Origin of the sequence: Streptomyces sp. NPDC020801 (assembly GCF_044334385.1) — a bacterium.
In the GTDB taxonomy this organism is placed as follows: domain Bacteria; phylum Actinomycetota; class Actinomycetes; order Streptomycetales; family Streptomycetaceae; genus Streptomyces.
In genome coordinates, this window is the sequence record NZ_JBIRST010000008.1 from 151,970 (window position 1) to 172,303 (window position 20,334).

General features: G+C 71.1%; 27 protein-coding genes. 19 read left to right on the forward strand and 8 right to left on the reverse strand.

The window, feature by feature from the left end:
- Window positions 1–51 precede the first annotated feature (51 nt).
- Window positions 52–2,625 carry an ATP-dependent Clp protease ATP-binding subunit gene (locus tag ACH4UM_RS18530; RefSeq protein WP_398179949.1) on the reverse strand — a complete coding sequence of 858 codons (2,574 nt, stop codon included), beginning with the start codon at window positions 2,623–2,625 and terminating at the stop codon, window positions 52–54.
- 141 nt (window positions 2,626–2,766) lie between these two features.
- Here ACH4UM_RS18530 and ACH4UM_RS18535 point away from each other — a divergent pair, with 141 nt between their 5' ends.
- A complete protein-coding gene (locus tag ACH4UM_RS18535) occupies window positions 2,767–3,540 on the forward strand; it encodes a maleylpyruvate isomerase family mycothiol-dependent enzyme (protein ID WP_398179952.1) in 774 nt (257 codons plus the stop codon).
- Window positions 3,541–3,578: 38 nt separating this feature from the next.
- On the opposite strand, the gene ACH4UM_RS18540 is transcribed toward ACH4UM_RS18535, so the two are convergent.
- The 3 genes from ACH4UM_RS18540 to ACH4UM_RS18550 form a co-directional block, all read right to left on the reverse strand.
- Complete coding sequence (locus ACH4UM_RS18540) at window positions 3,579–4,244, reverse strand: response regulator (RefSeq protein ID WP_398179955.1); 666 nt, start codon at window positions 4,242–4,244, stop codon at window positions 3,579–3,581.
- Window positions 4,241–5,473: a sensor histidine kinase gene (locus tag ACH4UM_RS18545; protein ID WP_398179958.1), complete on the reverse strand. Its 1,233-nt coding sequence runs from the start codon at window positions 5,471–5,473 to the stop codon at window positions 4,241–4,243. Before ACH4UM_RS18545 ends, ACH4UM_RS18540 begins: the two co-directional genes overlap by 4 nt.
- A gap of 112 nt (window positions 5,474–5,585) precedes the next feature.
- Window positions 5,586–6,275, reverse strand: coding sequence for a TetR/AcrR family transcriptional regulator (locus ACH4UM_RS18550; protein WP_398179961.1), 690 nt, complete (start codon window positions 6,273–6,275; stop codon window positions 5,586–5,588).
- Between the two features lie 141 nt (window positions 6,276–6,416).
- On the opposite strand from ACH4UM_RS18550, the gene ACH4UM_RS18555 reads away from it, so the two are divergent.
- Entirely contained in the window at window positions 6,417–6,866 is a 450-nt protein-coding gene (locus ACH4UM_RS18555) for a nitroreductase family deazaflavin-dependent oxidoreductase (RefSeq protein ID WP_398179964.1), read from the forward strand.
- On the opposite strand, the gene ACH4UM_RS18560 is transcribed toward ACH4UM_RS18555, so the two are convergent.
- Window positions 6,856–8,118 carry a geranylgeranyl reductase family protein gene (locus ACH4UM_RS18560; RefSeq protein WP_398179967.1) on the reverse strand — a complete coding sequence of 421 codons (1,263 nt, stop codon included), beginning with the start codon at window positions 8,116–8,118 and terminating at the stop codon, window positions 6,856–6,858. The genes ACH4UM_RS18555 and ACH4UM_RS18560 overlap by 11 nt on opposite strands.
- Window positions 8,119–8,383: 265 nt before the next feature.
- Between ACH4UM_RS18560 and ACH4UM_RS18565 the strand changes: the two genes are divergently transcribed.
- Window positions 8,384–9,739, forward strand: a complete 1,356-nt coding sequence (locus tag ACH4UM_RS18565; RefSeq protein ID WP_398179970.1) for a dipeptidase — start codon at window positions 8,384–8,386, stop codon at window positions 9,737–9,739.
- A 77-nt stretch (window positions 9,740–9,816) separates the two neighbouring features.
- Here the strand turns inward: ACH4UM_RS18565 and ACH4UM_RS18570 are convergent, their stop codons facing one another.
- The 3 genes from ACH4UM_RS18570 to ACH4UM_RS18580 form a co-directional block, all read right to left on the reverse strand.
- Entirely contained in the window at window positions 9,817–10,857 is a 1,041-nt protein-coding gene (locus tag ACH4UM_RS18570; protein ID WP_398179973.1) for an NUDIX domain-containing protein, read from the reverse strand.
- Window positions 10,854–12,227, reverse strand: a complete 1,374-nt coding sequence (locus ACH4UM_RS18575) for an integrase (RefSeq protein WP_398179976.1) — start codon at window positions 12,225–12,227, stop codon at window positions 10,854–10,856. The genes ACH4UM_RS18570 and ACH4UM_RS18575 overlap by 4 nt, the downstream gene beginning before the upstream one ends.
- Window positions 12,228–12,672: 445 nt before the next feature.
- Window positions 12,673–13,092, reverse strand: a complete 420-nt coding sequence (locus tag ACH4UM_RS18580) for a hypothetical protein (RefSeq protein ID WP_398179979.1) — start codon at window positions 13,090–13,092, stop codon at window positions 12,673–12,675.
- 175 nt (window positions 13,093–13,267) lie between these two features.
- Here ACH4UM_RS18580 and ACH4UM_RS18585 point away from each other — a divergent pair, with 175 nt between their 5' ends.
- The 16 genes from ACH4UM_RS18585 (at window position 13,268) to ACH4UM_RS18660 (ending at window position 20,333) form a co-directional block, all read left to right on the forward strand.
- On the forward strand, window positions 13,268–13,525 hold the full coding sequence (locus ACH4UM_RS18585) for a helix-turn-helix domain-containing protein (RefSeq protein WP_398179981.1): 258 nt from the start codon (window positions 13,268–13,270) through the stop codon (window positions 13,523–13,525).
- Window positions 13,526–13,528: 3 nt separating this feature from the next.
- Window positions 13,529–13,828, forward strand: a complete 300-nt coding sequence (locus tag ACH4UM_RS18590; RefSeq protein WP_398179984.1) for a DNA-binding protein — start codon at window positions 13,529–13,531, stop codon at window positions 13,826–13,828.
- A 92-nt stretch (window positions 13,829–13,920) separates the two neighbouring features.
- On the forward strand, window positions 13,921–14,235 hold the full coding sequence (locus ACH4UM_RS18595; RefSeq protein WP_398179987.1) for a hypothetical protein: 315 nt from the start codon (window positions 13,921–13,923) through the stop codon (window positions 14,233–14,235).
- 44 nt (window positions 14,236–14,279) lie between these two features.
- Complete coding sequence (locus ACH4UM_RS18600; RefSeq protein WP_398179988.1) at window positions 14,280–15,038, forward strand: hypothetical protein; 759 nt, start codon at window positions 14,280–14,282, stop codon at window positions 15,036–15,038.
- Complete coding sequence (locus ACH4UM_RS18605; RefSeq protein WP_398179991.1) at window positions 15,035–15,340, forward strand: hypothetical protein; 306 nt, start codon at window positions 15,035–15,037, stop codon at window positions 15,338–15,340. The genes ACH4UM_RS18600 and ACH4UM_RS18605 overlap by 4 nt, the downstream gene beginning before the upstream one ends.
- Window positions 15,337–15,714 (forward strand): hypothetical protein, encoded by a 378-nt coding sequence (locus ACH4UM_RS18610; protein ID WP_398179994.1) that lies wholly within the window; start codon window positions 15,337–15,339, stop codon window positions 15,712–15,714. The genes ACH4UM_RS18605 and ACH4UM_RS18610 overlap by 4 nt, the downstream gene beginning before the upstream one ends.
- Complete coding sequence (locus ACH4UM_RS18615) at window positions 15,711–15,977, forward strand: hypothetical protein (protein WP_398179995.1); 267 nt, start codon at window positions 15,711–15,713, stop codon at window positions 15,975–15,977. The genes ACH4UM_RS18610 and ACH4UM_RS18615 overlap by 4 nt, the downstream gene beginning before the upstream one ends.
- Window positions 15,974–16,174 (forward strand): hypothetical protein, encoded by a 201-nt coding sequence (locus tag ACH4UM_RS18620; protein ID WP_398179998.1) that lies wholly within the window; start codon window positions 15,974–15,976, stop codon window positions 16,172–16,174. Before ACH4UM_RS18615 ends, ACH4UM_RS18620 begins: the two co-directional genes overlap by 4 nt.
- Complete coding sequence (locus ACH4UM_RS18625) at window positions 16,171–16,461, forward strand: hypothetical protein (RefSeq protein WP_398180001.1); 291 nt, start codon at window positions 16,171–16,173, stop codon at window positions 16,459–16,461. Before ACH4UM_RS18620 ends, ACH4UM_RS18625 begins: the two co-directional genes overlap by 4 nt.
- Window positions 16,458–16,652, forward strand: a complete 195-nt coding sequence (locus ACH4UM_RS18630) for a hypothetical protein (RefSeq protein WP_398180004.1) — start codon at window positions 16,458–16,460, stop codon at window positions 16,650–16,652. Before ACH4UM_RS18625 ends, ACH4UM_RS18630 begins: the two co-directional genes overlap by 4 nt.
- Window positions 16,649–17,497: a hypothetical protein gene (locus ACH4UM_RS18635; protein WP_398180006.1), complete on the forward strand. Its 849-nt coding sequence runs from the start codon at window positions 16,649–16,651 to the stop codon at window positions 17,495–17,497. The genes ACH4UM_RS18630 and ACH4UM_RS18635 overlap by 4 nt, the downstream gene beginning before the upstream one ends.
- Window positions 17,498–17,499: 2 nt before the next feature.
- Window positions 17,500–18,573, forward strand: a complete 1,074-nt coding sequence (locus ACH4UM_RS18640; RefSeq protein WP_398180009.1) for a hypothetical protein — start codon at window positions 17,500–17,502, stop codon at window positions 18,571–18,573.
- Window positions 18,570–19,319: an exonuclease domain-containing protein gene (locus tag ACH4UM_RS18645; RefSeq protein ID WP_398180012.1), complete on the forward strand. Its 750-nt coding sequence runs from the start codon at window positions 18,570–18,572 to the stop codon at window positions 19,317–19,319. The genes ACH4UM_RS18640 and ACH4UM_RS18645 overlap by 4 nt, the downstream gene beginning before the upstream one ends.
- Window positions 19,316–19,798, forward strand: a complete 483-nt coding sequence (locus ACH4UM_RS18650) for a hypothetical protein (RefSeq protein ID WP_398180015.1) — start codon at window positions 19,316–19,318, stop codon at window positions 19,796–19,798. The genes ACH4UM_RS18645 and ACH4UM_RS18650 overlap by 4 nt, the downstream gene beginning before the upstream one ends.
- The gene (locus ACH4UM_RS18655) at window positions 19,795–20,064 is read left to right on the forward strand and encodes a hypothetical protein (RefSeq protein WP_398180018.1); all 270 of its coding nucleotides are present in this window, start codon (window positions 19,795–19,797) and stop codon (window positions 20,062–20,064) included. The genes ACH4UM_RS18650 and ACH4UM_RS18655 overlap by 4 nt, the downstream gene beginning before the upstream one ends.
- Window positions 20,061–20,333 (forward strand): hypothetical protein, encoded by a 273-nt coding sequence (locus tag ACH4UM_RS18660; protein ID WP_398180021.1) that lies wholly within the window; start codon window positions 20,061–20,063, stop codon window positions 20,331–20,333. Before ACH4UM_RS18655 ends, ACH4UM_RS18660 begins: the two co-directional genes overlap by 4 nt.
- Window position 20,334: the final 1 nt, after the last annotated feature.

Sequence of the window (20,334 nt, forward strand, 5' to 3'; positions counted from 1 at the left end):
GCCCGGCTCGGGCGGTCGCGGCCCCCGGCTCAGGCGAACGCGGCCCCCGGCTCAGGCCGTCGGGGCCGGCCTCTCACCGCCACCGGTCGCCCCGGAGGCCGCGGAAGCCGCGGGCTCCCCGGTGTTCCCTGAGCTCGCCGGCCGTTCGACCCGGCAGACCAGGGCGTCGTTGACGATGTCGGCCACGATGGTGTCGCCCGGGTCGGCAGAGTCGCTCAGCAGCAGGGAGGCGATGCGGTTGTCCAGCTCCGCCTGGATGGTGCGGCGCAGCGGGCGGGCGCCGAACTCGGGCTGGTGGCCGTGGGCGACGAGCAGCTTCTTCGCGGCGTCGGTGACCTTCAGCTCCAGGCCCTGGGCGCGGACCCGCCGGCGGCTGTTGTCCAGCAGCAGGTCCACGATCCGGTCGAGGTCCCGCTCGCTCAGACCGTGGAAGACGATGATGTCGTCGATGCGGTTGAGGAACTCGGGCAGGAACCTCCCGCGCAGGTCCTCCATCAACTGGTCCTTGACGGCGCCGACGTCGCCCCGGTGGGCGAGGATCCGCTGGGCGCCGATGTTGGAGGTCATGATGACCACGGTGTTGCGGAAGTCGACGGTGCGGCCCTGGGCGTCGGTGAGCCTACCGTCGTCGAGCACCTGGAGCAGGGTGTTGAAGACGTCCGTGTGGGCCTTCTCCACCTCGTCGAACAGCAGCACGCTGTAGGGCTGACGGCGGACCTTCTCGGTGAGCTGGCCGGCCTCCTCGTGGCCGACATAGCCGGGCGGGGCCCCGACGAGCCGGGAGACGGTGTGCTTCTCCTGGAACTCGCTCATGTCGAAGCGGACCATGCGGCTCTCGTCACCGAAGAGCAACTCTGCGAGCGCCTTGGCCAGTTCGGTCTTGCCGACGCCGGTGGGGCCGAGGAAGAGGAAGGAACCGACGGGCCGGTTCGGGTCACCCATGCCGGCGCGGCTGCGGCGCACCGCCTGGGCGATCGCGGTGACGGCCTCGTCCTGTCCGACGATCCGGTCGTGCAGGGCCTCCTCCAGTTTCAGCAGCCGTTCCTTCTCGCTCTCGGTCAGCTGGGCGACGGGGATCCCGGTGCGCCGGGACAGCACGTCGGCGATGTCGTCCACGGTCACCTCGAGCACGCCCTCGCGGCGCTCGGCCAGGCCGGCCAGTTCCGTCTCCACCTCGGCGATACGGTCCTTGAGGTCGGCGGCCCGCTCGAAGTCCTCGGCGGCGACGGCCTCGTCCTTCTCGCGGCGCAGCTTGGCCAGCTGGTCCTCGCGCTCGACGACCTCGGTGGACCTGCCCAGCGAGCGCAGCCGCACCCGGGCCCCGGCCTGGTCGATCAGGTCGATGGCCTTGTCCGGCAGGAACCGGTCCGTGACGTAGCGGTCGGACAGCTCTGCCGCGGCCAGCAGCGCCTCGTCGCTGTAGCGGACCTGGTGGTGGGCCTCGTAGGAGTCGCGCAGGCCCTCCAGGATCTGCACCGTCTCCTCGATGCCGGGCTCGGGCACCATGACCGGCTGGAAGCGTCGCTCCAGGGCGGCGTCCTTCTCCACGTAGCGGCGGTACTCGTCGAGGGTGGTGGCGCCCACCACGTGCAGCTCGCCGCGGGCCAGGGCCGGTTTGAGGATGTTGCCCGCGTCCATGGAGCCCTCGCCGGTGGCGCCGGCGCCGACGACGGTGTGCAGCTCGTCCAGGAACAGGATCGTCGACTCGGAGGCCGCCTTGACCTCGTCGATGACGTTCTTCAGCCGTTCCTCGAACTGGCCCCGGTACTGGGCGCCCGCGACCAGTCCCGTCAGATCGAGGGCGATCACACGCTTGTTGCCCAGTGTCTTCGGTACGTCCCCGGCGACGATCCGCTGGGCGAGCCCCTCCACGATGGCGGTCTTGCCGACGCCCGGCTCGCCGATCAGGACGGGGTTGTTCTTCGAACGGCGGGAGAGGATCTCCACGGTCTGCTCGATCTCCACCGCCCGCCCCACCACCGGGTCCAGCTTTCCGGCCCGGGCCTCCTCTGTGAGGTCGCGCCCGTAGTGGTCAAGGGTGGGGGTGTCGCTCGGGGTCTCGCCGCCGCCCGGCGCGGCCTCCGTGCGGGCGGCGGTGTCGGCGGCGCGGCGCAACTGGTCGGCCTCGATTCCGTGCGCGGTCAGGACCCGCCCCGTCGCTGCCCCGGGCGTGTCGAGCAGCGCGCCGAGGATGTGCTCGGGGCCGATGTACGACACCCCGGCCGCCCGGGAGTGTTCGTAGGCGCGCAGCAGCACCCGCTTGGCCGCCGGGGTCAGACCCGGCTGTGCGGAGGGGGTGCCGCTCTCGCCGGGCAGCGCCTCGGCGAGGTCCGAGGCGAGCCGGGCCGGATCGGCACCGGCCTGGGTGAGCAGGCTCCGGGCGGGCTCCACCTGGGTGCAGGCCCACAGCAGGTGCTCGGTGTCCAGGTCGGAGCTGCCGTCCCCGGCGGCGCGGCTGGTGGCGCGGTTGATCAGCTCGCGCGCGGACTCGGTCAGCAGCCGTCCGATCGGTACCCGCTGGACCTGCGGGGGTGAGGCGCCGGGCGTCATGCCGAAGAAACGGTTGAGGATCTCGGAGAACGGGTCCGGGCCGCCGAAGGAGGCACCGAAGGAGGACATCGTCATGATCGCCGTCCGGAGCAATGGGAAGTGAGGCCCTTCCAGACCAACCCACCGAATGGAGCACCGCAACGCGGCACGCTCCGGCCCTGGGCCGTACGGGCACCTGCTTGCCCCGGCCCGCGCTCCGTCCGGCAGACTCCCTGTATGGAGACTGCCGAGTTCCTTCGCACACTGGACCGGGAGGGCCTCCTGCTGGCCGCGGCCGCCGAGGAGGCGGGGACCGGCGCCGAGGTGCCGTGCTGCCCGGGCTGGCAGGTGCGGGACCTGCTGCGGCACACCGGGGCTGTGCACCGGTGGGCCGCCGCATTCGTCGCCGACGGGCATCGGTCGCCACGCCCCATCGGCGATCCGCCGGACCTCGACGGAGCCGAGCTGGTGGCCTGGTACCGGGACAGCCACCGCCTGCTGGTCGAGACCCTGACCCGGGCCCCGTCCGGTGTCGAGTGCTGGACGTTCCACCCGGCGCCCTCACCCGATCCGTCGCCGCTTGCCTTCTGGACCCGTCGGCAGGCGCACGAGACGGCGGTCCACCGCTTCGACGCCGAGTCGGCCCGCGGCGGCACCCCGACCGCGATCGGCACCGGGTTCGCCGTCGACGGCATCGACGAGTTGCTGCGCGGCTTCCACGCCCGCTCCAGGAGCCGGGTCCGCACTCCTGAGCCGCGGGTGCTGCGGGTGCGCGCCACGGACGCGGAGGCCGGCCCGGAGGCCGACGCGGTGTGGACCGTACGGCTCTCCGACGGGCCGCCGGTCACGGTCCGGGACGCCTCCGCAGACGCCTCCGAAGCGGCCGACGCCGAACTCGCCGGGCCCGCCGGCCAGTTGTACCTGGCGCTGTGGAACCGGTTGCCGGTGCCACAGGTGCGCGGCGACCGTTCGCTCGCCGCGCTGTGGCGGGAGACCTCGGCGATCGGCTGAGCACGGGGGCGGTCGGCCGGGCGGTGCGCGCCGTGGAATCAGCCCAGCCAGCCCGGCCGTACCAGCCCCGACTCGTAGGCCAGGACGACCAGTTGGGCGCGGTCTCGGGCGCCGAGCTTCACCATGGTGCGGCTGACATGGGTCTTGGCGGTGAGGGGGCTGACGACGAGGCGGCGGGCGATCTCCTCGTTGGACAGGCCGATGCCGACCAGGGCCATCACCTCGCGTTCGCGTTCGGTGAGCCGGGCGAGGACGCCGGCGGCCGCGGGTTCCCTGGAGCGGGCGGCGAACTCGGCGATCAGGCGGCGGGTCACCCCGGGGGAGAGCAGGGCGTCGCCCCCGACCACGGCCCGGACCGCGCGCAGGAGTTCGTCGGGTTCGGTGTCCTTGACCAGGAAGCCGGAGGCGCCCGAGCGGATCGCCTCGAAGACGTACTCGTCGAGTTCGAAGGTGGTGAGCATGACCACCTTGACGTCCTTCAGGTCCGCGTCGCCGGTGATGCGGCGGGTGGCGGCGAGGCCGTCGAGGGCCGGCATCCGGATGTCCATCAGGACGACGTCGGGGCGCAGTTCGGCCACCTGCCGCAGGGCTTCCGCACCGTCGGCCGCCTCCCCCGCGACCTCGATGTCCGGCTGTGCGTCCAGCAGTGCCCTGAACCCGGCCCGCACCAGCGACTGGTCGTCGGCGAGCAGTACACGGATCACCGGTCCTCCTCCTTCGTCGTCAGGGGCAGTACGGCGAGCACCCGCCAGCCACCTTCCGGGCGCGCTGCGGCCTCGACGGTGCCGCCGCAAGCGGCGGCCCGCTCCCGCATCCCGGCCAGCCCGTTGCCGCTCCCACCCGCGTCCGCGCCGGTCGCGGGCCCGTCGTCGTCGATGCGCAGCCGCAGCGCTCGGCCGTCGTGGCTCAGGCGCACGCGCGCGTGCCGGGAGCCCGAGTGGCGTACGACGTTGGTGAGGGCCTCCTGGACGATGCGGAAGGCGGCGAGGTCCGTGCCGGGCGGCAGCCGGGGCGCGGTGCCCTCGATCTCGACCGTGAGACCGGCGCTCGCCGCCTGGTCCACCAGCTCGGGCAGCCGGCCGAGGCCGGGCGCGGGGGCCCGCGGGGCGTCGCCGGGGGCGCGCAGGGTGCCGAGCACTTGGCGCACCTCCCCCAGTGCCTCCTTGCTGGCGGCCTTGATCGTGGTGAGCGCGGTGCGCGCCTGCTCGGGATCGGTGTCCAGGAGCGCGAGGCCGACCCCCGCCTGCACGTTGATCACGGAGATGCTGTGGGCGAGGACGTCGTGCAGCTCGCGGGCGATCCGCAGCCGTTCCTCGTCGGCGCGCCGCCGGGCCGCCTGGGCCCGTTCGGCGCGCTCCTTGGCCCACTGCTCGCGGCGGACACGGGCCAGCTCCGACACGGCGACGATCGCCACCACCCAGGTCGCGATGACGAGCTGCTGCCCCCAGGAGGAGGCGGTGTCGCCGGGCGGGGGCAGCCGGCGGTAGAGCCAGAGCGCGATGAGTGCGTGCCCGGCCCACAGCAGTCCGACGGACGCCCAGGCGGCCCGGCGGTGCCCGGTGACGACGGCACTGAAGCAGCTGACGGCGACGGTCAGGAACACCGGTCCGTACGGGTATCCGGCGGCGAAGTAGGCCAGCGTGGCCGTCGCCGTGCCGAAGGCCACGAACACCGGATACCGCTTGCGCCACAGCAGCAGCCCCGAGGCCACGAGCAGCAGCGCGACCCCGAACGCGTCCAGCGGCTCCCGGCCGCCGTGCTGGCCGCGGGCCGAGAAGTGGGAGCCGATCAGCACGAAGGCGGTGAACACCGCGGTGGACCGCCAGGGCAGGCGGGCACCCGGCGCCTGCCCGGCGCCGGCGCGGTCCCACCACGGGGGCCCGTGCCGCCTCCACTGCGGCGGGCCGCCCCCGCCTGCGCGCTGCTCTCCCATGACCGCAACGCTAGACGGCCGGTGCCCCGGGGCACGTCGGCCGGGCGAGGTGATCACCTGTACTCCCGGGGAAGTACGTCCCTGTCCCGGCACCTCGGCGCGAGGGGCACGGTCATGCCACCAGGCCCACCCCGTGGGCGAGCCGGACCACCGCGTGCCGGAAGAACGGTTCGCGGTCCTCCACCACTCGGTTGAACTGCCCGAACAGCTCGAACCCGACCAGTCCGTACAGCTGCGCCCAGGCGGCGACGAGCGCGGCCACCGCCTCCGGCGGCAGGCCGGGAGCGAGGTCGGCGGCCATCCGCTCGGCCTCGTCCCGCAGTTCGGCGGGCAGCGGCGGTCCGGTCGGCCCGCCCCGCTCGTGGGCGTCGCGCACGATGCCGATGAGGACGACGCCGACGCGGGCCGCGGCCGGGACGGTGGTCTCGGGCGCGGTGTAGCCGGGCACGGGCGAGCCGTAGATGAGGGCGTACTCGTGCGGGTGGGCGAGCGCCCAGCCGCGTACCGCCTCGCACACGGCGGTCCAGCGGTGCAGGGGGTCCGCCCCGGTGACCGCGTGGTGCGCGGCTTCCGCGGCCTCGCCCAGGGAGTCGTAGGCGTCGATGATGAGCGCGGTCAGCAGGTCGTCGCGGCTGGGGAAGTACCGGTACAGCGCGGAGGAGACCATGCCGAGGGCGCGGGCCACGGCGCGCAGCGAGAGCTTCGCGGCCCCGTCGGCGGCGAGCTGTCTGCGCGCCTCGTCCTTGATAGCGGCGGTGATCTCCGTCCTGGCCCGGGCACGGGCGCCTTTCGCGGTGCTCATGGAGAAGAGTGTTCCACGTTTTTGGAGCACTGCACACAAAGGAGAGCAGTGCTCTTGCAATGGATCACCGGTCTGCCCCACACTGATGGAGCGAGAGCACCGCTCACAGTTCCCGCTTCGGCGGAAGTCATGGAGGAAGTCATGTCCGCACACGTCCAGAAGCCCGGCTGGTTCACCGTCAACGTCTTCAACCGGGCCGTGGCCTGGACGGCCCGCCGAGGTATCAGCATCTGGGGCTCGAGGGTCCTGGCGGTCCGCGGCCGCAAGAGCGGCGAGTGGCGGACGACGCCGGTCAACCTGCTGACGGTGGACGGGCAGCAGTATCTGATCGCCCCGCGCGGTCACGTGCAGTGGACGCACAACATGCGCGCGGCCGGCGGTGGTGAACTGCGCCTGGGCAAGCGGGCGGACGTCTTCACGGCGACCGAGGTCGCCGACGACGACAAGGCGCCGCTGCTGCGCGCCTACCTCAAGCGCTGGAAGGCGGAGGTGGGCGTGTTCTTCAACGGCGTCGGTCCCGACTCCTCGGACGACGAGCTGCGCCGGATCGCCCCCGACCACCCGGTCTTCCGGATCAAGGTCACGAACTGACCGGGTCCCCGGTGGCGGGCTCTGCAGGCGTGGCGGACGGGACGGGCCGGCGGTCCATCGCGGCCAGGGCGCGCTGGGCCATGGGGTGGGTGCGCACCAGTTCACCCAGCGAGGTGGAACCCTGCGTGATGTCCTTGAACGCCCGCCAGGCGGGACGGAAGCCGGTGAGTACGGCGTGGAAGAGGCCGGGGCGGCGCTCGAACACCGCGAGCATCCGCTTGCCCACCGCCATCTCGACACCGAGCCCGGCCTTGATCGCGAACGCGTAGTTCAGGGCCTGGCGCCGGGTGTCCACCGCGTCGTGCGCCTCGGCGATCCGCACCGCCCACTCCCCCGCCAGCCGCCCGGACCTGAGCGCGAAGGAGATGCCCTCGCGCGTCCACGGCTCCAGCAGGCCGGCGGCGTCCCCGCACACCAGCACCCGCCCGCGCGACAGCGGCGAGTCGTCGGCGCGGCAGCGCGTCAGGTGGCCGGAGGAGATGCTCGGCTCGAAACCGGCCAGGCCCAGCCGGGCGATGAAGTCCTCCAGGTACCGCTTGGTGGCCGCGCCTTCGCCGCGGGCCGAGATCACCCCCACGGTGAGTGTGTCCCCCTTGGGGAACACCCAGCCGTAACTGCCGGGCATCGGCCCCCAGTCGATCAGGACCCGCCCCTGCCAGTCCTCGGCGACGGTCTCCGGCACCGGGATCTCCGCCTCCAGGCCGAGGTCCACCTGGTCGAGCTTGACCCCGACGTGCGCCCCTATGCGGCTGGCGCTGCCGTCGGCGCCGACCACCGCACGCGCCAGCACGGTCTCGCCGCCCTGGAGCACCACGGCGACCGTACGCCGGCCGGGCACCGCCGGCCCGTGCTGCTCGACCCGGGACACGGTGACGCCGGTGCGCAGCTCGGCACCCGCCTTCTGGGCGTGCTCGACGAGCTGCTGGTCGAACTCGGGCCGGTTGATCAGCCCGAACAGCATCCTCCTGGAGCGGCGGGTGCGCGTGAAGCGGCCGTTGCTGGAGAAGGTCACCGCGTGCACCCGGTCCTTCAGCGGCAGCTCGAAGCCGGGCGGCAGCGAGTCGCGCGAGGGACCGATGATCCCGCCTCCGCACGTCTTGTACCGGGGCAGCTCCGCCTTCTCCAGCAGCAGCACGCGCCGCCCCGCGACCGCTGCCGCGTAGGCGGCCGAGGCCCCTGCGGGTCCCGCGCCCACCACGACGACGTCCCACACCTGCCGCACGTCGCCCGCCGAAGAGTTCTCGCTGCTCACGATGGTCTACCGCTCCCGATCAAGCCGCCTGCCTCCCCCAGGCTCTCGGCTTCGCTCGAGCAGGGGGTACACCCGTCTGTCTCCCGCATCCTACGGCGGCCTTGGTCGCGGGCCGCTGTGGGAGGATCGGCAGCGTATGCGCACCACACAACGGGACGCGCCTACCCTGACACGATCATCCGGAACATAGAAGTACTCGGAAGTACCACCTCCGGTACTCACCGGTACTCACCGGTACAACGTCGCACCCACAAGGAGCGTGCCCATGTCGCCGAATCCGGTCGCCGAGACCGTCGCCTCCCTGATGCCCAGGGCGCGGGCGGAACTCGCCGAGCTGGTGGCCTTCAGATCGGTGGCGGACTTCGACCAGTATCCGAAGAGCGAGAGCGAGGGCGCCGCCGCCTGGGTCGCCGGAGCGCTGCGCGCCGAGGGCTTCACGGACGTGGCACTGCTGGACACCCCGGACGGCACGCAGTCGGTGTACGGCCACCTGCCCGGTCCCGAAGGGGCGAAGACGGTCCTGCTCTACGCCCACTACGACGTGCAGCCGCCACTGGGCGAGGCCGGCTGGAGCACGCCGCCCTTCGAGCTGACCGAGCGGAACGGCCGCTGGTACGGGCGCGGGGCCGCCGACTGCAAGGGCGGGGTCATCATGCACCTGCTCGCGTTGCGCGCCCTGAAGGCGAACGGCGGCATACCGGTGCACGTCAAGGTGATCGCCGAGGGCTCGGAGGAGCAGGGCACCGGGGGCCTCGAGCGATACGCCGAGCAGCACCCCGAACTCCTCGAGGCCGACACCATCGTGATCGGGGACGCCGGCAACTTCCGCGTCGGCCTGCCCACCGTCACCACCACGCTGCGTGGCATGACCCTGGTCCGCGTCCAGGTCGACACCCTCGAAGGCAACCTGCACTCGGGCCAGTTCGGCGGCGCCGCCCCGGACGCGCTCGCCGCGCTGATCCGCGCTCTCGACTCGCTGCGCGCCGAGGACGGCTCGACGACCGTCGACGGCCTCGCCGGCGACTCGGCCTGGGAGGGCCTGACCTACGACGAGGGCCAGTTCCGCAAGGACGCCAAGGTGCTCGACGGCGTGGGCCTGATCGGCTCGGGCTCGGTCGCCGACCGCATCTGGGCCCGCCCGGCCGTCACCGTGCTCGGCATCGACTGCCCGCCGGTCGTCGGCGCCACCCCGTCCGTGCAGGCCGGTGCCCGCGCCCTGATCAGCCTGCGGGTGCCGCCGGGTGTCGACGCGGCTGAGGCGACCAAGCTGCTCCAGGCCCACCTGGAGGCCCACACGCCGTGGGGTGCCCGGGTGCGCACCGAGCAGATCGGCCAGGGCCAGCCCTTCCGCGCCGACACCACCAGCCCCGCCTACCAGGCGATGGCCGACGCGATGGCGGTCGCCTACCCCGGCGAGGAGATGCAGTACGCGGGCCAGGGCGGCTCCATCCCGCTGTGCAACACCCTCGCCGCCCTCTACCCGCACGCCGAGATCCTCCTCATCGGCCTGAGCGAGCCCGAGGCGCGGATTCACGCCGTCAACGAGAGCGTCTCCCCCGAGGAACTGGAGCGTCTGTCGGTCACGGAGGCGCTGTTCCTGCGCAACTACGCGGCGGGCTGAGCGACTCCCCTGCTGTGCCGACCGCCCTGAGGGCTACCGCAGCAGGCGGGTGCCCTCAGGCCGGCTCGCCGGACGCCTCAGCCGACCGGGGCGCCCGCCTCCAGGTACAGTGCCGCCCCGCGCTCACGGGCGCGCAGGGCCCAGCGCAGCCGTTCGTAGCGGACGGGTGGGAGCAGGTCGGCGGCCTCGTGTTCGGTGACGAAGCGGCAGTCGCGCAGCTCGGGTCCGGGCAGCAGCAGGCCGCCGACGGCCGCGGAGTCCAGCCGGCCGCCGTCGAAGATCAGGCGCAGACCGCCGTATCCGGGAGGCGCGGGCGGCTCCCAGTCGACGACGAGCAGCCGGGGTACGTCCGCCAGGCGTATCCCGGTCTCCTCGGCGACCTCGCGCATGCCCGCCCGGGCGGGGGCCTCGCCGGGTTCCACGACGCCGCCGGGGAACTCCCAGCCGGCCTTGTAGGTGGGGTCGACCAGCAGCACCCGGTCCCGCTCGTCGAAGAGAAGGACCCCCGAGGCGACGGTCTCCGCGGTCGGCTCCGGCGTCTGCACTATGTCGCAGGCCGGGACGGCGCCGCTGCCGACGGCCTCGGCGATGCGGGCGGCCGCCTGGTACGGGGTGAGGGCGCCGCTGTCGACGAGGTGGGCGTCGGCGGTGAGCCAGGCGGCGAGGGCGGCGCGGTAGGGCTCGATGTGGTCGTGGGACCACTGGCGCACCCGTATCTCACCGTCGGGGAGGCCGGGCGGGACCTCGCGGCCGGCCATCCGCTCGCGCAGGATCGTTTCAGCCGGAGCGAGGAGGACGTGCCGGACGCTGATGCGGCGTGCGGCGAGGCCGCCGAAGATCTCATCGCGGTACTCCTGGCGGAGCAGCGTCATGGGGACCACGAGCGTGCCGCCCAGCTCGGCGAGCATCGCGGCCGCCGTGTCGATCACGAGCCGCCGCCAGATCGGCAGGTCCTGGTAGCCGCCGACCTCGGCGAGGTGTTTGGGCGGCAGCAGGTGAGTGAGTGCTCCGCCGATGACTTCGGGGTCGAAGAGCGTGCTGTTCGGGATCAGTTCGATCAGCTCCCGTGCGGTGGTGGTCTTTCCCGCACCGAACGCGCCGTTGATCCAGACGATCATTCATACTCCAGGACAGGAAGGCCACTGAACAGCGGCGGAGCCTCGGACAGTAGATCATCTGGGAGAGACGTGGGAAATGGTGCCACCCAGAGGCCAGCCCCCACTACCTCCTTCTCCCAGACGCCCTGCAGATACTCCACAATCCGCTCTTCCATCGCGACCGTCACCTCGCTGTACACCCCCTCCACACCCGGCAGCTCGTGCCCCATCCGGCCCTCGATCGCCACTCGCGGGATGTCCCCCGCCTCATCGAGCTTCGCCTTGTGCCAGTGCCGCAGCCGATAGAGGTCCTCACCGGCCATCTCCTCGACCTTCGGAATGGCCGGCCGCACCCATCGCCCATAGCGCGGCCGCGGCTTCCGTTCCGGCGCGCCGTCCCGGATCGGGTACCAGTAGTAGGGCTTGAAGTTCGCCGCCCACAGCGGCCTACCAGTCATGGACAGGAACAGCCACGGCTTGTCGTGCGAGGACAGCAGCGCCTGATGCATCTGATGCAAGAAGGGCGGGATCACGATCGTTCTCCAACTGTCGTACTTCGGTGCCGCAAGGACCGATGCCCCGTCGGCCGAGTACGTCTGATATTGCACGCGCAGGGCGGGCATCTTCTGATACCGCTGAAGCGCCTCCTGGCGTACCTCCCGGTCGGGCTCCGCCTCGGGCCAGTACGGCGAGCAGAACCCCCGCTGCAGCCCGCACGTCTCGCCTGGCGGCCGCATCCCTGTGAAAACCACCGTCCAGATGTAGGACCAACCTGGATATCCCCACAGAGTGTGCGCGTTCACCGCTAGTTGGTGGATCGCCCGGATCGGCAGCTCCCGCTTGACGCGCCGCACTTGCTTCTTCTGATACCTGCCTCGCCGACGCTGTTCAACGATTGGTGTCTCGACGCGCAGGCGGTACTTCACGACGGCATCATCCATCATCATCCGGAAGACGGTGAGGACGGCCTTGGTGTAGTTGGCGGAGTACCTGCCGGTGACGTACTTCTCGAACGCGGCGTAGTCGAGCGGGGTGATCTGGTCGACAGTCCACGTTCGCCAGTAGGGCTTGATGACCGCGTTCAGCCGGGACTTGTAGGTGCGGTTGGACCGCACACGCAGGTCGATGCCCTCGAACCAGATGTCGCAGTACTCAGCCATCTCCATGCGGCTGGAGGTCCTGGGCCGGTGCCGGTTGTTGCGGACATCGGATTCGCGGTCGAGGCCGTAGGCGTAGGCCTCGTCTTCGTCTTTGAACGGCACGCCGGGTTCGGGTCCGGAGGCGCTCTCGTAGCGCTTCTTTTTGGTCGGGTTGCCGTCGGCGTCGAGGTGGTACTCGCCGCCCCACCACTTGACGCGGATGGAGTTCCCGCGCACTTCGACAGATGGCATTCGTCATCCCCCCGGTGACGTTGGTGAGTTGTGCGGGAAGCGTGGCGGGTACCCCTGCCGCCGACGCTTCTCCTTGGGTTGCGTCTTCTACAGTGCCTGTCCGATTGCGCAGCCGCCGCAGGTTCTGCAATCCCGGCCCTGTGCCGCCATGAACCGCCTCACGCGCTCCTGAATTGCGCGGTCTCCAGCGATCCTGGAGGACAGGACACACACCATCTGGCCTGAGATCTGGGTCGGGTAGCCGAGGAACTCACTATCTGGCCCGAGATCAAGCTCGATGACACTACTCACCGGTCCCCCTGTGTGCCGTGCGGAGACCTCCCCGGGTGGTTCAGAGAGCGTTACATGGTCAGAGCGTTACTGCCAGTGGTGTTTGAGTATTCATCAACCCAATGAGGTAACAGTTCCATAACGCAAGAACTGCGGTTCGTGAAATGCGTGCAGCTCAGGGAGCCTCGGCCACAAACCCGCGCCGTTTCAACTCCTCCACAAGCTCTTCGCTGAACGCATCAATGTCGCCAATCGGAGCCCCGGGCAGCTTCGCCCTGGCGGCGTCGAACGCCATACTCCGGACCTCCTCGGCAGTGAGGCGACGACGCACTTCCTCGGCCGGCGCCTCGCTGCGCCCAGTCACGAGCATGGGCTCGCCGCCCTCGGCGACTGTTACGCAGCTACCCGAGGCCCATCCGAGAGCTTTGTCGATCTTCGCGTAGGTCGACTCACGGACAGACTCCCCTTCTTCGACTCTCTGCCAGGTGTCTTTGGAGATGGTGGCCGCCTCGGCCGCAGCGAGGCGCGACGAGTACAGCTCCATGCGGTGAGCCTTCACGTGCTTCGCGAGTCGTTCGAGATCCCGAGTAGCCATGTCGACATCGTGCCAGTTCCCCTCAGTTCCATCTAGCTCCACCCGGCTAATCGGCCGGTTTTTGCCCAGGTCAGGCTAGGTAAGGCGAACTTCCAGCCCACACCTCGGACGATTTTCGGCTATTTCCAGCTAACTAGTGCTGGACATCGAGGCTAACTAAGGCTAACTTCGAGGCATGCACCAACCGCCGACCTTCGAGGTCGTCGGGGACGCGATCCGCGAGGAGCGCATGCAAGCGGGGCTCACACAGCAGGAGTTGGCGCAGCGGGTGGGAATCAGCCGCCGCTACGTCGGCCTCCTCGAAGACGGGACCCGCAGACACATGCGGCCCAAGACGTACAAGCGCCTCCGCGAAGCCCTCAACGCGACAGATCAACGCCTCCGGCGCACGCCTCCTCGCCCCACTGAGGACGACCCCCCAGAAAGGGAATGACCCGTGGCCACCATCAAGTACGAGCGGTACGGGGTCCCTGTCCCGCCCGAGGACCCGGACCAGGACGTCATGACCGTCCAGGAGACGGCCTACGTCCTGAAGTGCTCCGTGTCCTGGCTGCGCCGCTTCCTCAGGGACAAGCCGCACCTGCACGGCCGCAACGGCATGCGCGGCCGCATCACCACCAACCGCGAGCAGCGCATCGCCATCCATGCGGCTCGCTCGCTCGGCGACCCGCGCACCGGTCGCACCATGCCCCGCCAGCGCCGCCGGGCCGCGAAGCCGGCACTCGCCGGTCGCTGAGCCCCTGAACGCGCCGAAGGGCCGCCACAGCTTCCCGGCCCGGCGACCCCACGACTCGGCGCCCCTACGAATCACAGAAGGAGAGGCCACCGATGGCCAGTAACTCTACCCAGATCAGCGCGGCGACCGTGCTGGTGCAGCTCCTGCAGGAGCACCCCGACTTGCCGGAGGCCGGCTGGTCGATCGGCACGATCTTCCCCGAGCTGCATGGCCACGTGCACGGCGGTGGCATGGCGGAGCTGTCCGCGTATGCCGAGGTGCTGGGCGGCAGTGTCCGGGCGGACGAGGTCACCTACGAGCTGCAGGGGCAGCGGGTGCGGGCGCACCGGCTGAACTCGGTGTGGCGTGACGTGCAGGTGCAGGTGGTCGTGTCGCTGCCGGTGGCCGCTGAGGCGGTGGCCGCGTGAACACGAGGCTTGTGAGTCAGGCGGCGGGTGTGATCACTCGCTCGATGGAGACCGGTAGGCAGACGCCGGCGGCTTGGGCGATCGCGTTGGAGTCGGCGCAGTTGCTGCAGTCCCCGGAGACGGCCGTCGAGCACGAGCAGGTGCGGGCCCAGTTCGCCAAGGCTGCAGCCACGGTTGCCCAGCTGGTGCTGGAGCGCGGCGAGCGAATGAAGGTCGAGAACGCCGTGCGCGACGAGCTGCGCGAGGCGCAGGCCAGGATCGCCGAGTTGGAGGCGGAGCGGCACTCGACGAACGAGGCCCTGTCGGACGCGGCGGAGGCACTGCGCGAGCAGCAGAACCGGATCGCTGAGCTGGAGGCCGCGGCTGAGAAGATCCGCTTCCTGCACAAGGACTCGCCCATGGGCCCGTGCCCGGTGTGCGTGGACGGGGATGCGTTGGCGCGCGGCGACGACCCGACCGTGCCGTACCCGTGCCCGACGGCGCGGCTCGCGGGTGCGAAGGACTGTGACCCGGCGTTGGCGGATGGGATCACGCGGCGGATCGCGCCGACGCAAGCCCTCCGCGAGCCAGGCTCCTGCACCGAGTGCGGGCAGACCCCGGAGCAGTGGTGCAAGGGCTGCGCGAAGTGCGCGTGCGTTGACAGGCACGACGCCGGGTGCCCCGAGGACGTCACACCGCAGGTGACGAAGCTGCGGGCGCTGCTCGCCGGGCAGCACGCCGCCGTTGAGGACCCGCACGACGGGCCGCTGCACCATGACTACCGGGTCGGCCGCGACCTCCCCGAGTTGGGCGGTGCGCGATGACGCACGCCGCCTCCCTCACCGACTGGGCCGCCTACCTGTCCCTCGGCACCAGCATCAGCGCCGCCGTGAGCATCCCGGTCCACCTGTTCGTCGACGCCGAGCGGTCCGACTTCAACCCGCGCCCGATGCTGCTCCGTGCGCTGGAGTCCGGCCGGCTGGACCCGCTGCTGAACGTGGCCTGCAACGCGAAGGCCGACACCCGGGCGGCCGTGGCGTGGGCCTGCTCTCTCCCGCGTGATGCCGCGATCTCGCTGGCCGCGCTCCTGATGCTCCTCTCTCCGAACCCGGAGGCCACCCGATGAACCGCATCCGCCTCATCCTCCACCGGCTGTTCCGCCGCCCGGCCATCACCGGCCCGATGCCCTTCTACACCCGCCGTTTGCCGGACGGTGTGCTGCTCGACCTGGAGGAGTACTTCACCTACGTCATCGAGACGCTCGCCGACGACCCCGACGCGCATGCCCTCTTCCAGGAGATCGTCGACGACCGGGCCATGTCCCGTGAGCACGACGGGTGGGAGCCCGAGCGGCTGCTGATGGAGCGACTGGCCGGGGCCGTCGGGCACGAGGTGCCGGTGCGGGGGAAGGCGCTGGCCCAGCTGACTGCTCGGTTCCAGGCTGCGGCCCCGAAGTCGGCGGTTGCGGTCCCGGCGCAGCGCGAGGCAGGTGTCGCATGAACGCACGCGAGCGACTCGAAGCCATGATCCGCACCGACCGGGGCAACATGACGGTCTGGTCTGCGGCTGAGGTTCGCAACGCGCTGCGCGGCTACCGCGCTGAGGTGCTGTATGAGGCCGCCGAGTTCGTCGGGAACGACGACTCCTGCGACTGCGGCGGCTGCGACACCTGCCTCCCCCGGAAGCTGGCGGACGAGCTCCGCGCCATGGCTGACCAGAACGGCCGCCCGGCGGGGCTCACCGCAGGCGGTGAAGGCCAGTGAGCGCACGCCGAACCTGCCTCCACGCCGTCTACTGGGCCGCCCTCGCCCTCACCGCCGCTGTGGTCAGCCTCGTCGCCGCGATTCCGTTCACCGGCCCGGCCGCCAGCGCAGCCGGAATCCTCGCCGCGGCCGCCGTGAGCCTGATCGGCCTGGCCTGCGCACCCACCCTCAAGACCCGGAAGGACGGCCGCTCGTGAGCGCCCGACACACCACCCCACACCCGCTCGCCGGCCAGACCATCACCATCACGGCCAACCTGCACGGCTCGGGCCCCGGCGAGCATGAGTTCACCATCGAGGACTGGAACGACCGTCTCTTCGGCCGGTCGTGGATGGACATGCAGGGCCACCCGGCCTCCATGATCTACGCGGTGCGGTCCGCCGTCGACGGCCTGCCCCTGGACAACGAGGTCGTGTACGGCACGACCGGTGGCGGCCTGGGCCACCTGGTGCACGTCAGCGAGATCCAAGGCGGCGCCCGATGAGCCCCGACACCGAGCGCGTGCTGGGCCAAATCGACCGCGGGGAGATGTGGTGCGGCCCTGACGCCGCCCGAGCGATCGCCGCCCGCCACGAGAAGGCCTACGGCGCCGTGTTCGGCCGTCCAGCCGCCGAGGACATCGACGCCGCGAGGGCCGACGCTCTCGCCCCGATCACGGGCGACGGTGTCGAGTGACCGACCCGAAGTACGCCAAGCAGACCGAGCGGGGCCGCTACTACAGCGACCCCGCCGGGGGCCCGGACCTCGTCTCCGTCACCAACGTCCTCTCCGTCGGAGTGGCCAAGCACGCCATCCCGCCGTGGGCCGTGAAGCTCACCGCGGAATGGGTGCTCGAGCACCGCATCGAGGTCGCACGCCGCGCGGTCAACGACCGCGAGCAGCTACTGAAGGACATCAAGGCCGTCCACCGGAACGCCTCCGAGAGAGCCATGGACCTCGGTAGCCGCATCCACCACCGCGCGCACATGATGGCCCTCGGCGCCCCGTACCCGGCCGACCCGGAAGTCGACCCGTACGCCCGCCAGTTGGTGCTGTTCTGGCAGCGGTGGGACGTCGACCTCGACGAGGACATCCTCGCGGCGGAGATGACGTTCCTGCACCGGCGCCTGGGCTATGCCGGCACCGGTGACGTTGTGGTGCTGCTGCGGACTGGCCGCCGATGGGTCCGGGGCCGTCGGGCGAAGCAAGCCTGGTTGATCGACTACAAGTCCTCGGCGACTCGACCGGCGTCGTCGGTGTATCCGGAGTACACGCTGCAGCTGGCGGCGCTCCGGTACGCGGAGACGGTCCTGCTGCCCGACGATAGCGAGATGCCCGTTCCGCCGGTGAACCGGACCGGGATCCTCAACCTTCGTTCCCGCTCGCACGCCCTCGTCCCGATGCCCGGTAACCGGGCCGCGCACCGCGCTTTCCGCGGCGCGCTGGAGACCACGAAGTGGCTGCACGCAGCGGAATCCACGTACCCCGCGCTCCTGCCCCCTGCGGCGGACGAAGCGCGCTCGCACCGAAAGGCAGCCTGATCATGGGTGGCCGCATCATCACCAATCAGCGCCAGGCCCGGGAGCTGGGCCGCCTGCGCACCGGGTGGAGCGTCCCGAACGACGACCCCAAGAAGCGTCCGCGTCCGGTGAAGTCGAAGACCTGGGTCATCTCCAGCCACGCCGAGCACTACGTCGAGAAGGCCGCCGAGCTCTACGGCGGCACGGTTGAGCAGTGGCAGCCTCAGGGCAATGGGGCCCCGCAGTTCCGGGTGATTACCGAGGCGCAGCAGCTCGACGCCGTTCTGCCGGGCGGCGACCCGCTGTCCCAGTACAACGAGATGTGGAGCAAGGGCGGCTGCAAGCGCCGCTGCGACGGCGAGACGGAGCAGCTCTCGCGCCGCCCGTGCCTGTGCATCGCCGAGTACGGCGAGGACTGGTACCTGCTGCGGCAGAACGTCTACAAGAAGGACAAGGTCTGCGCGGCCACGTCCCGACTGAACGTCGTGCTCCTCGACATGCCCGACATGGGCGTGTGGCGGGCTGAGACCCACAGCTTCTACGCCTCCAACGAGCTGGCCGGCACCGTCGACATGGTCTTGTCCGGGACGGGCGGCAAGGGCTTGGTCCCGGTGACCCTGCGGATCGAGCCGCGCACCCGCGTGGCCGGTGGCCAGACGAAGCACTTCCCCGTCGTGGTCGTCGAGGTCCGCGGCGTGACGCCGCGGCAGGCTCTGTCCGGGCCGCTGCCAACCGCGGTCGCTCTGGACCCGGCTGCGGCGGCTGAGGGCCGTCTCGCGATTGAGGCGCCGCGCCCTGACTACCTCGCCGATGCCGAGGGCGCGCTGACGTCGGACGACGTCCGCGACGTGTGGCGGAAGGCGCGTCAGGCGGGCCACGTCACCAAGGACGGTGACGACGAACTGTCGCAGAAGCTGTTGGCCATCGCCGCGCGGAAGGACGCCGAGGCGAAGGACGACGACGGCAGCAACGAGGGCGACGAGCAGGGGCCAGACGAGGAAGGCATCTGGGACGGCGAGGTCGTCGAGGAGGCACCCACCGAGCGCACGACAAGTTGGCCGGCGGCCGCTGCTCCCGGATCGGGGGCCCGCCGATGAGCGCCTTCGGAGAGATTCGCCGGGCCGCCTGGGATACGGAGACAACGGGCCCGGACCCGCTGAACGACCGGATCGTCACTGCCGCGTTCATCGTCCGCGGTGGCGGCCGCCCGGACCGCGACTTCAGTTGGATGATCAACCCGGGCGTGCCCATTCCCGCCACGGCGACCGCGGTACACCACATCGATGACACCCAGGCTCAGGCGGACGGCCAGGACCCGCGGGTCGCACTGGAAGAGATCGCCACAAACCTGACCCGCTGCATCGAGTGGGGCTGGCCGATCACAGCATTCAATCACAGCTTCGACTGGTCGATCTTGCACCACGACTTGCTACGCAACGGGCTACCGACGGTCGAGGAGCGTGTGGCTGGCCGGCCGCTGACGCTGGTGGATCCCCACGTGATCGACAAGCAAGTCGACCGGTACGTGAAGGGTTCGGGCCGGCGAAAGTTGAAGCCAACCGCCGAGCGGTACGGCGTCGTCCTGGAGGACTGGCACACGGCGGAGGCCGATGCGCTGGCCGCGCTGCGGATCGCCGAGGTCCAGTTCGAGCGGTATCCGCGCCTTAACGACTACGGGCCAGCTCAGCTGTTCGCCGCCCAGCAGGCGTGGCGGGCTGAGCAGGCCGCGGACCTGCAGTCCTACTTCCGCTCGGCGCCGCCGGAGCGCGGCGGAGACCCCAACAAGGTGATCGACGGCTCGTGGCCGCTGATCCCGGCCCCGCGTGGAGGCGAGCAGTCATGAGATTCCCGATCGTTTCCCGCCGCCGTTACGACGCCGAGCTCGCGGCCGTGAAAGCGGAGACGAACCGACAGCGTGAGCGCGCTGAGAAGGCCGAACAGGACGCCCGCACCGAGCTGGCTGCCCGGCGCACGATCACTCAGCAGCACGCCGACCTCGCCGCAGCGAACCGGCGCCTCGCGGGCCGCAACCGGGCGCTCGCCGAGCGTCTGGAGGCTGCTCAGGTCGGGGCTGGATTCGACGCCGTCCAGGCCAAGCGGACCGCCGAGCGGATCGCCCGGCTCCAGCGTGCTGTGGCCCGGGCCCGTGCGGATGCTGCTGCGGCACCGTTCGCCGACAGGGCTGCGCTGCTCGCCGAGTTGGAGCGCTCGCAGCGTGCCCACCAGTCGCTCGACGAGCAGTGCCGGACCCTGCAGAACGCGAACGAGGCTGCGGACCGTGAGCTGCTGGCTATGCGGCCGTCCGAGGGGAGCGCCTCGTGACCAGTCCCTTCCGTGTCCTGCGGCAGATCGTCGCTCCGACCGGCCGGCACCGCCCGGCCGCGGTGGCCTCGTGTGTGCGCGTGCCGCTGGAGGACCTCCTCGGCTCGTGGGAGCAGGCGGTTCCTGCGCCGGTGCACGGTGCGGTCGTGACCCAGGCGTGGAACGACTGCGTGCCGTGCGGCAAGGCGACGGCCGGGGTGGTGCACAAGGACGGCTGGACGTGCAGCGAGTGCCTGACGGTGACGGTCCCGGGAGGCGCGTCGTGATCGGGGTCGTCGTTGGTGGCCTGCTGGGGTTCGCGTTCGTGGCCGCGGTGTGGCAGGTGCGCCGGGCTCTGAGCCGCCCGGGGCCGGACGTTGCGTCGGAGTGGGATCTGGCTGAGGCCACAGCCGCCGAACGGCCGGGCCAGCCGCCAGTGATCAATTCCGAGCCCGGCATCAATCTCGCGCTCCAGGACGAGTGCGAACTCCTCTGGTCGATGCCCGCTTACGGCACCGCGGCCGATCCGACCACCACAACCACCGAGGGGGACTGAC

Bases quoted from the DNA above. Each gene is read 5' to 3' on its own strand.
- ACH4UM_RS18585 (WP_398179981.1), top strand. From the start codon at position 13,268: ATGCACCAACCGCCGACCTTCGAGGTCGTCGGGGACGCGATCCGCGAG.
- ACH4UM_RS18545 (WP_398179958.1), bottom strand. From the start codon at position 5,473: ATGGGAGAGCAGCGCGCAGGCGGGGGCGGCCCGCCGCAGTGGAGGCGG.
- ACH4UM_RS18600 (WP_398179988.1), top strand. From the start codon at position 14,280: ATGGAGACCGGTAGGCAGACGCCGGCGGCTTGGGCGATCGCGTTGGAG.
- ACH4UM_RS18550 (WP_398179961.1), bottom strand. From the start codon at position 6,275: ATGAGCACCGCGAAAGGCGCCCGTGCCCGGGCCAGGACGGAGATCACC.
- ACH4UM_RS18555 (WP_398179964.1), top strand. From the start codon at position 6,417: ATGTCCGCACACGTCCAGAAGCCCGGCTGGTTCACCGTCAACGTCTTC.
- ACH4UM_RS18645 (WP_398180012.1), top strand. From the start codon at position 18,570: ATGAGCGCCTTCGGAGAGATTCGCCGGGCCGCCTGGGATACGGAGACA.
- ACH4UM_RS18565 (WP_398179970.1), top strand. From the start codon at position 8,384: ATGTCGCCGAATCCGGTCGCCGAGACCGTCGCCTCCCTGATGCCCAGG.
- ACH4UM_RS18570 (WP_398179973.1), bottom strand. From the start codon at position 10,857: ATGATCGTCTGGATCAACGGCGCGTTCGGTGCGGGAAAGACCACCACC.
- ACH4UM_RS18535 (WP_398179952.1), top strand. From the start codon at position 2,767: ATGGAGACTGCCGAGTTCCTTCGCACACTGGACCGGGAGGGCCTCCTG.
- ACH4UM_RS18575 (WP_398179976.1), bottom strand. From the start codon at position 12,227: ATGCCATCTGTCGAAGTGCGCGGGAACTCCATCCGCGTCAAGTGGTGG.
- ACH4UM_RS18605 (WP_398179991.1), top strand. From the start codon at position 15,035: ATGACGCACGCCGCCTCCCTCACCGACTGGGCCGCCTACCTGTCCCTC.
- ACH4UM_RS18650 (WP_398180015.1), top strand. From the start codon at position 19,316: ATGAGATTCCCGATCGTTTCCCGCCGCCGTTACGACGCCGAGCTCGCG.
- ACH4UM_RS18580 (WP_398179979.1), bottom strand. From the start codon at position 13,092: ATGGCTACTCGGGATCTCGAACGACTCGCGAAGCACGTGAAGGCTCAC.
- ACH4UM_RS18615 (WP_398179995.1), top strand. From the start codon at position 15,711: ATGAACGCACGCGAGCGACTCGAAGCCATGATCCGCACCGACCGGGGC.
- ACH4UM_RS18640 (WP_398180009.1), top strand. From the start codon at position 17,500: ATGGGTGGCCGCATCATCACCAATCAGCGCCAGGCCCGGGAGCTGGGC.
- ACH4UM_RS18630 (WP_398180004.1), top strand. From the start codon at position 16,458: ATGAGCCCCGACACCGAGCGCGTGCTGGGCCAAATCGACCGCGGGGAG.
- ACH4UM_RS18595 (WP_398179987.1), top strand. From the start codon at position 13,921: ATGGCCAGTAACTCTACCCAGATCAGCGCGGCGACCGTGCTGGTGCAG.
- ACH4UM_RS18530 (WP_398179949.1), bottom strand. From the start codon at position 2,625: ATGACGATGTCCTCCTTCGGTGCCTCCTTCGGCGGCCCGGACCCGTTC.
- ACH4UM_RS18610 (WP_398179994.1), top strand. From the start codon at position 15,337: ATGAACCGCATCCGCCTCATCCTCCACCGGCTGTTCCGCCGCCCGGCC.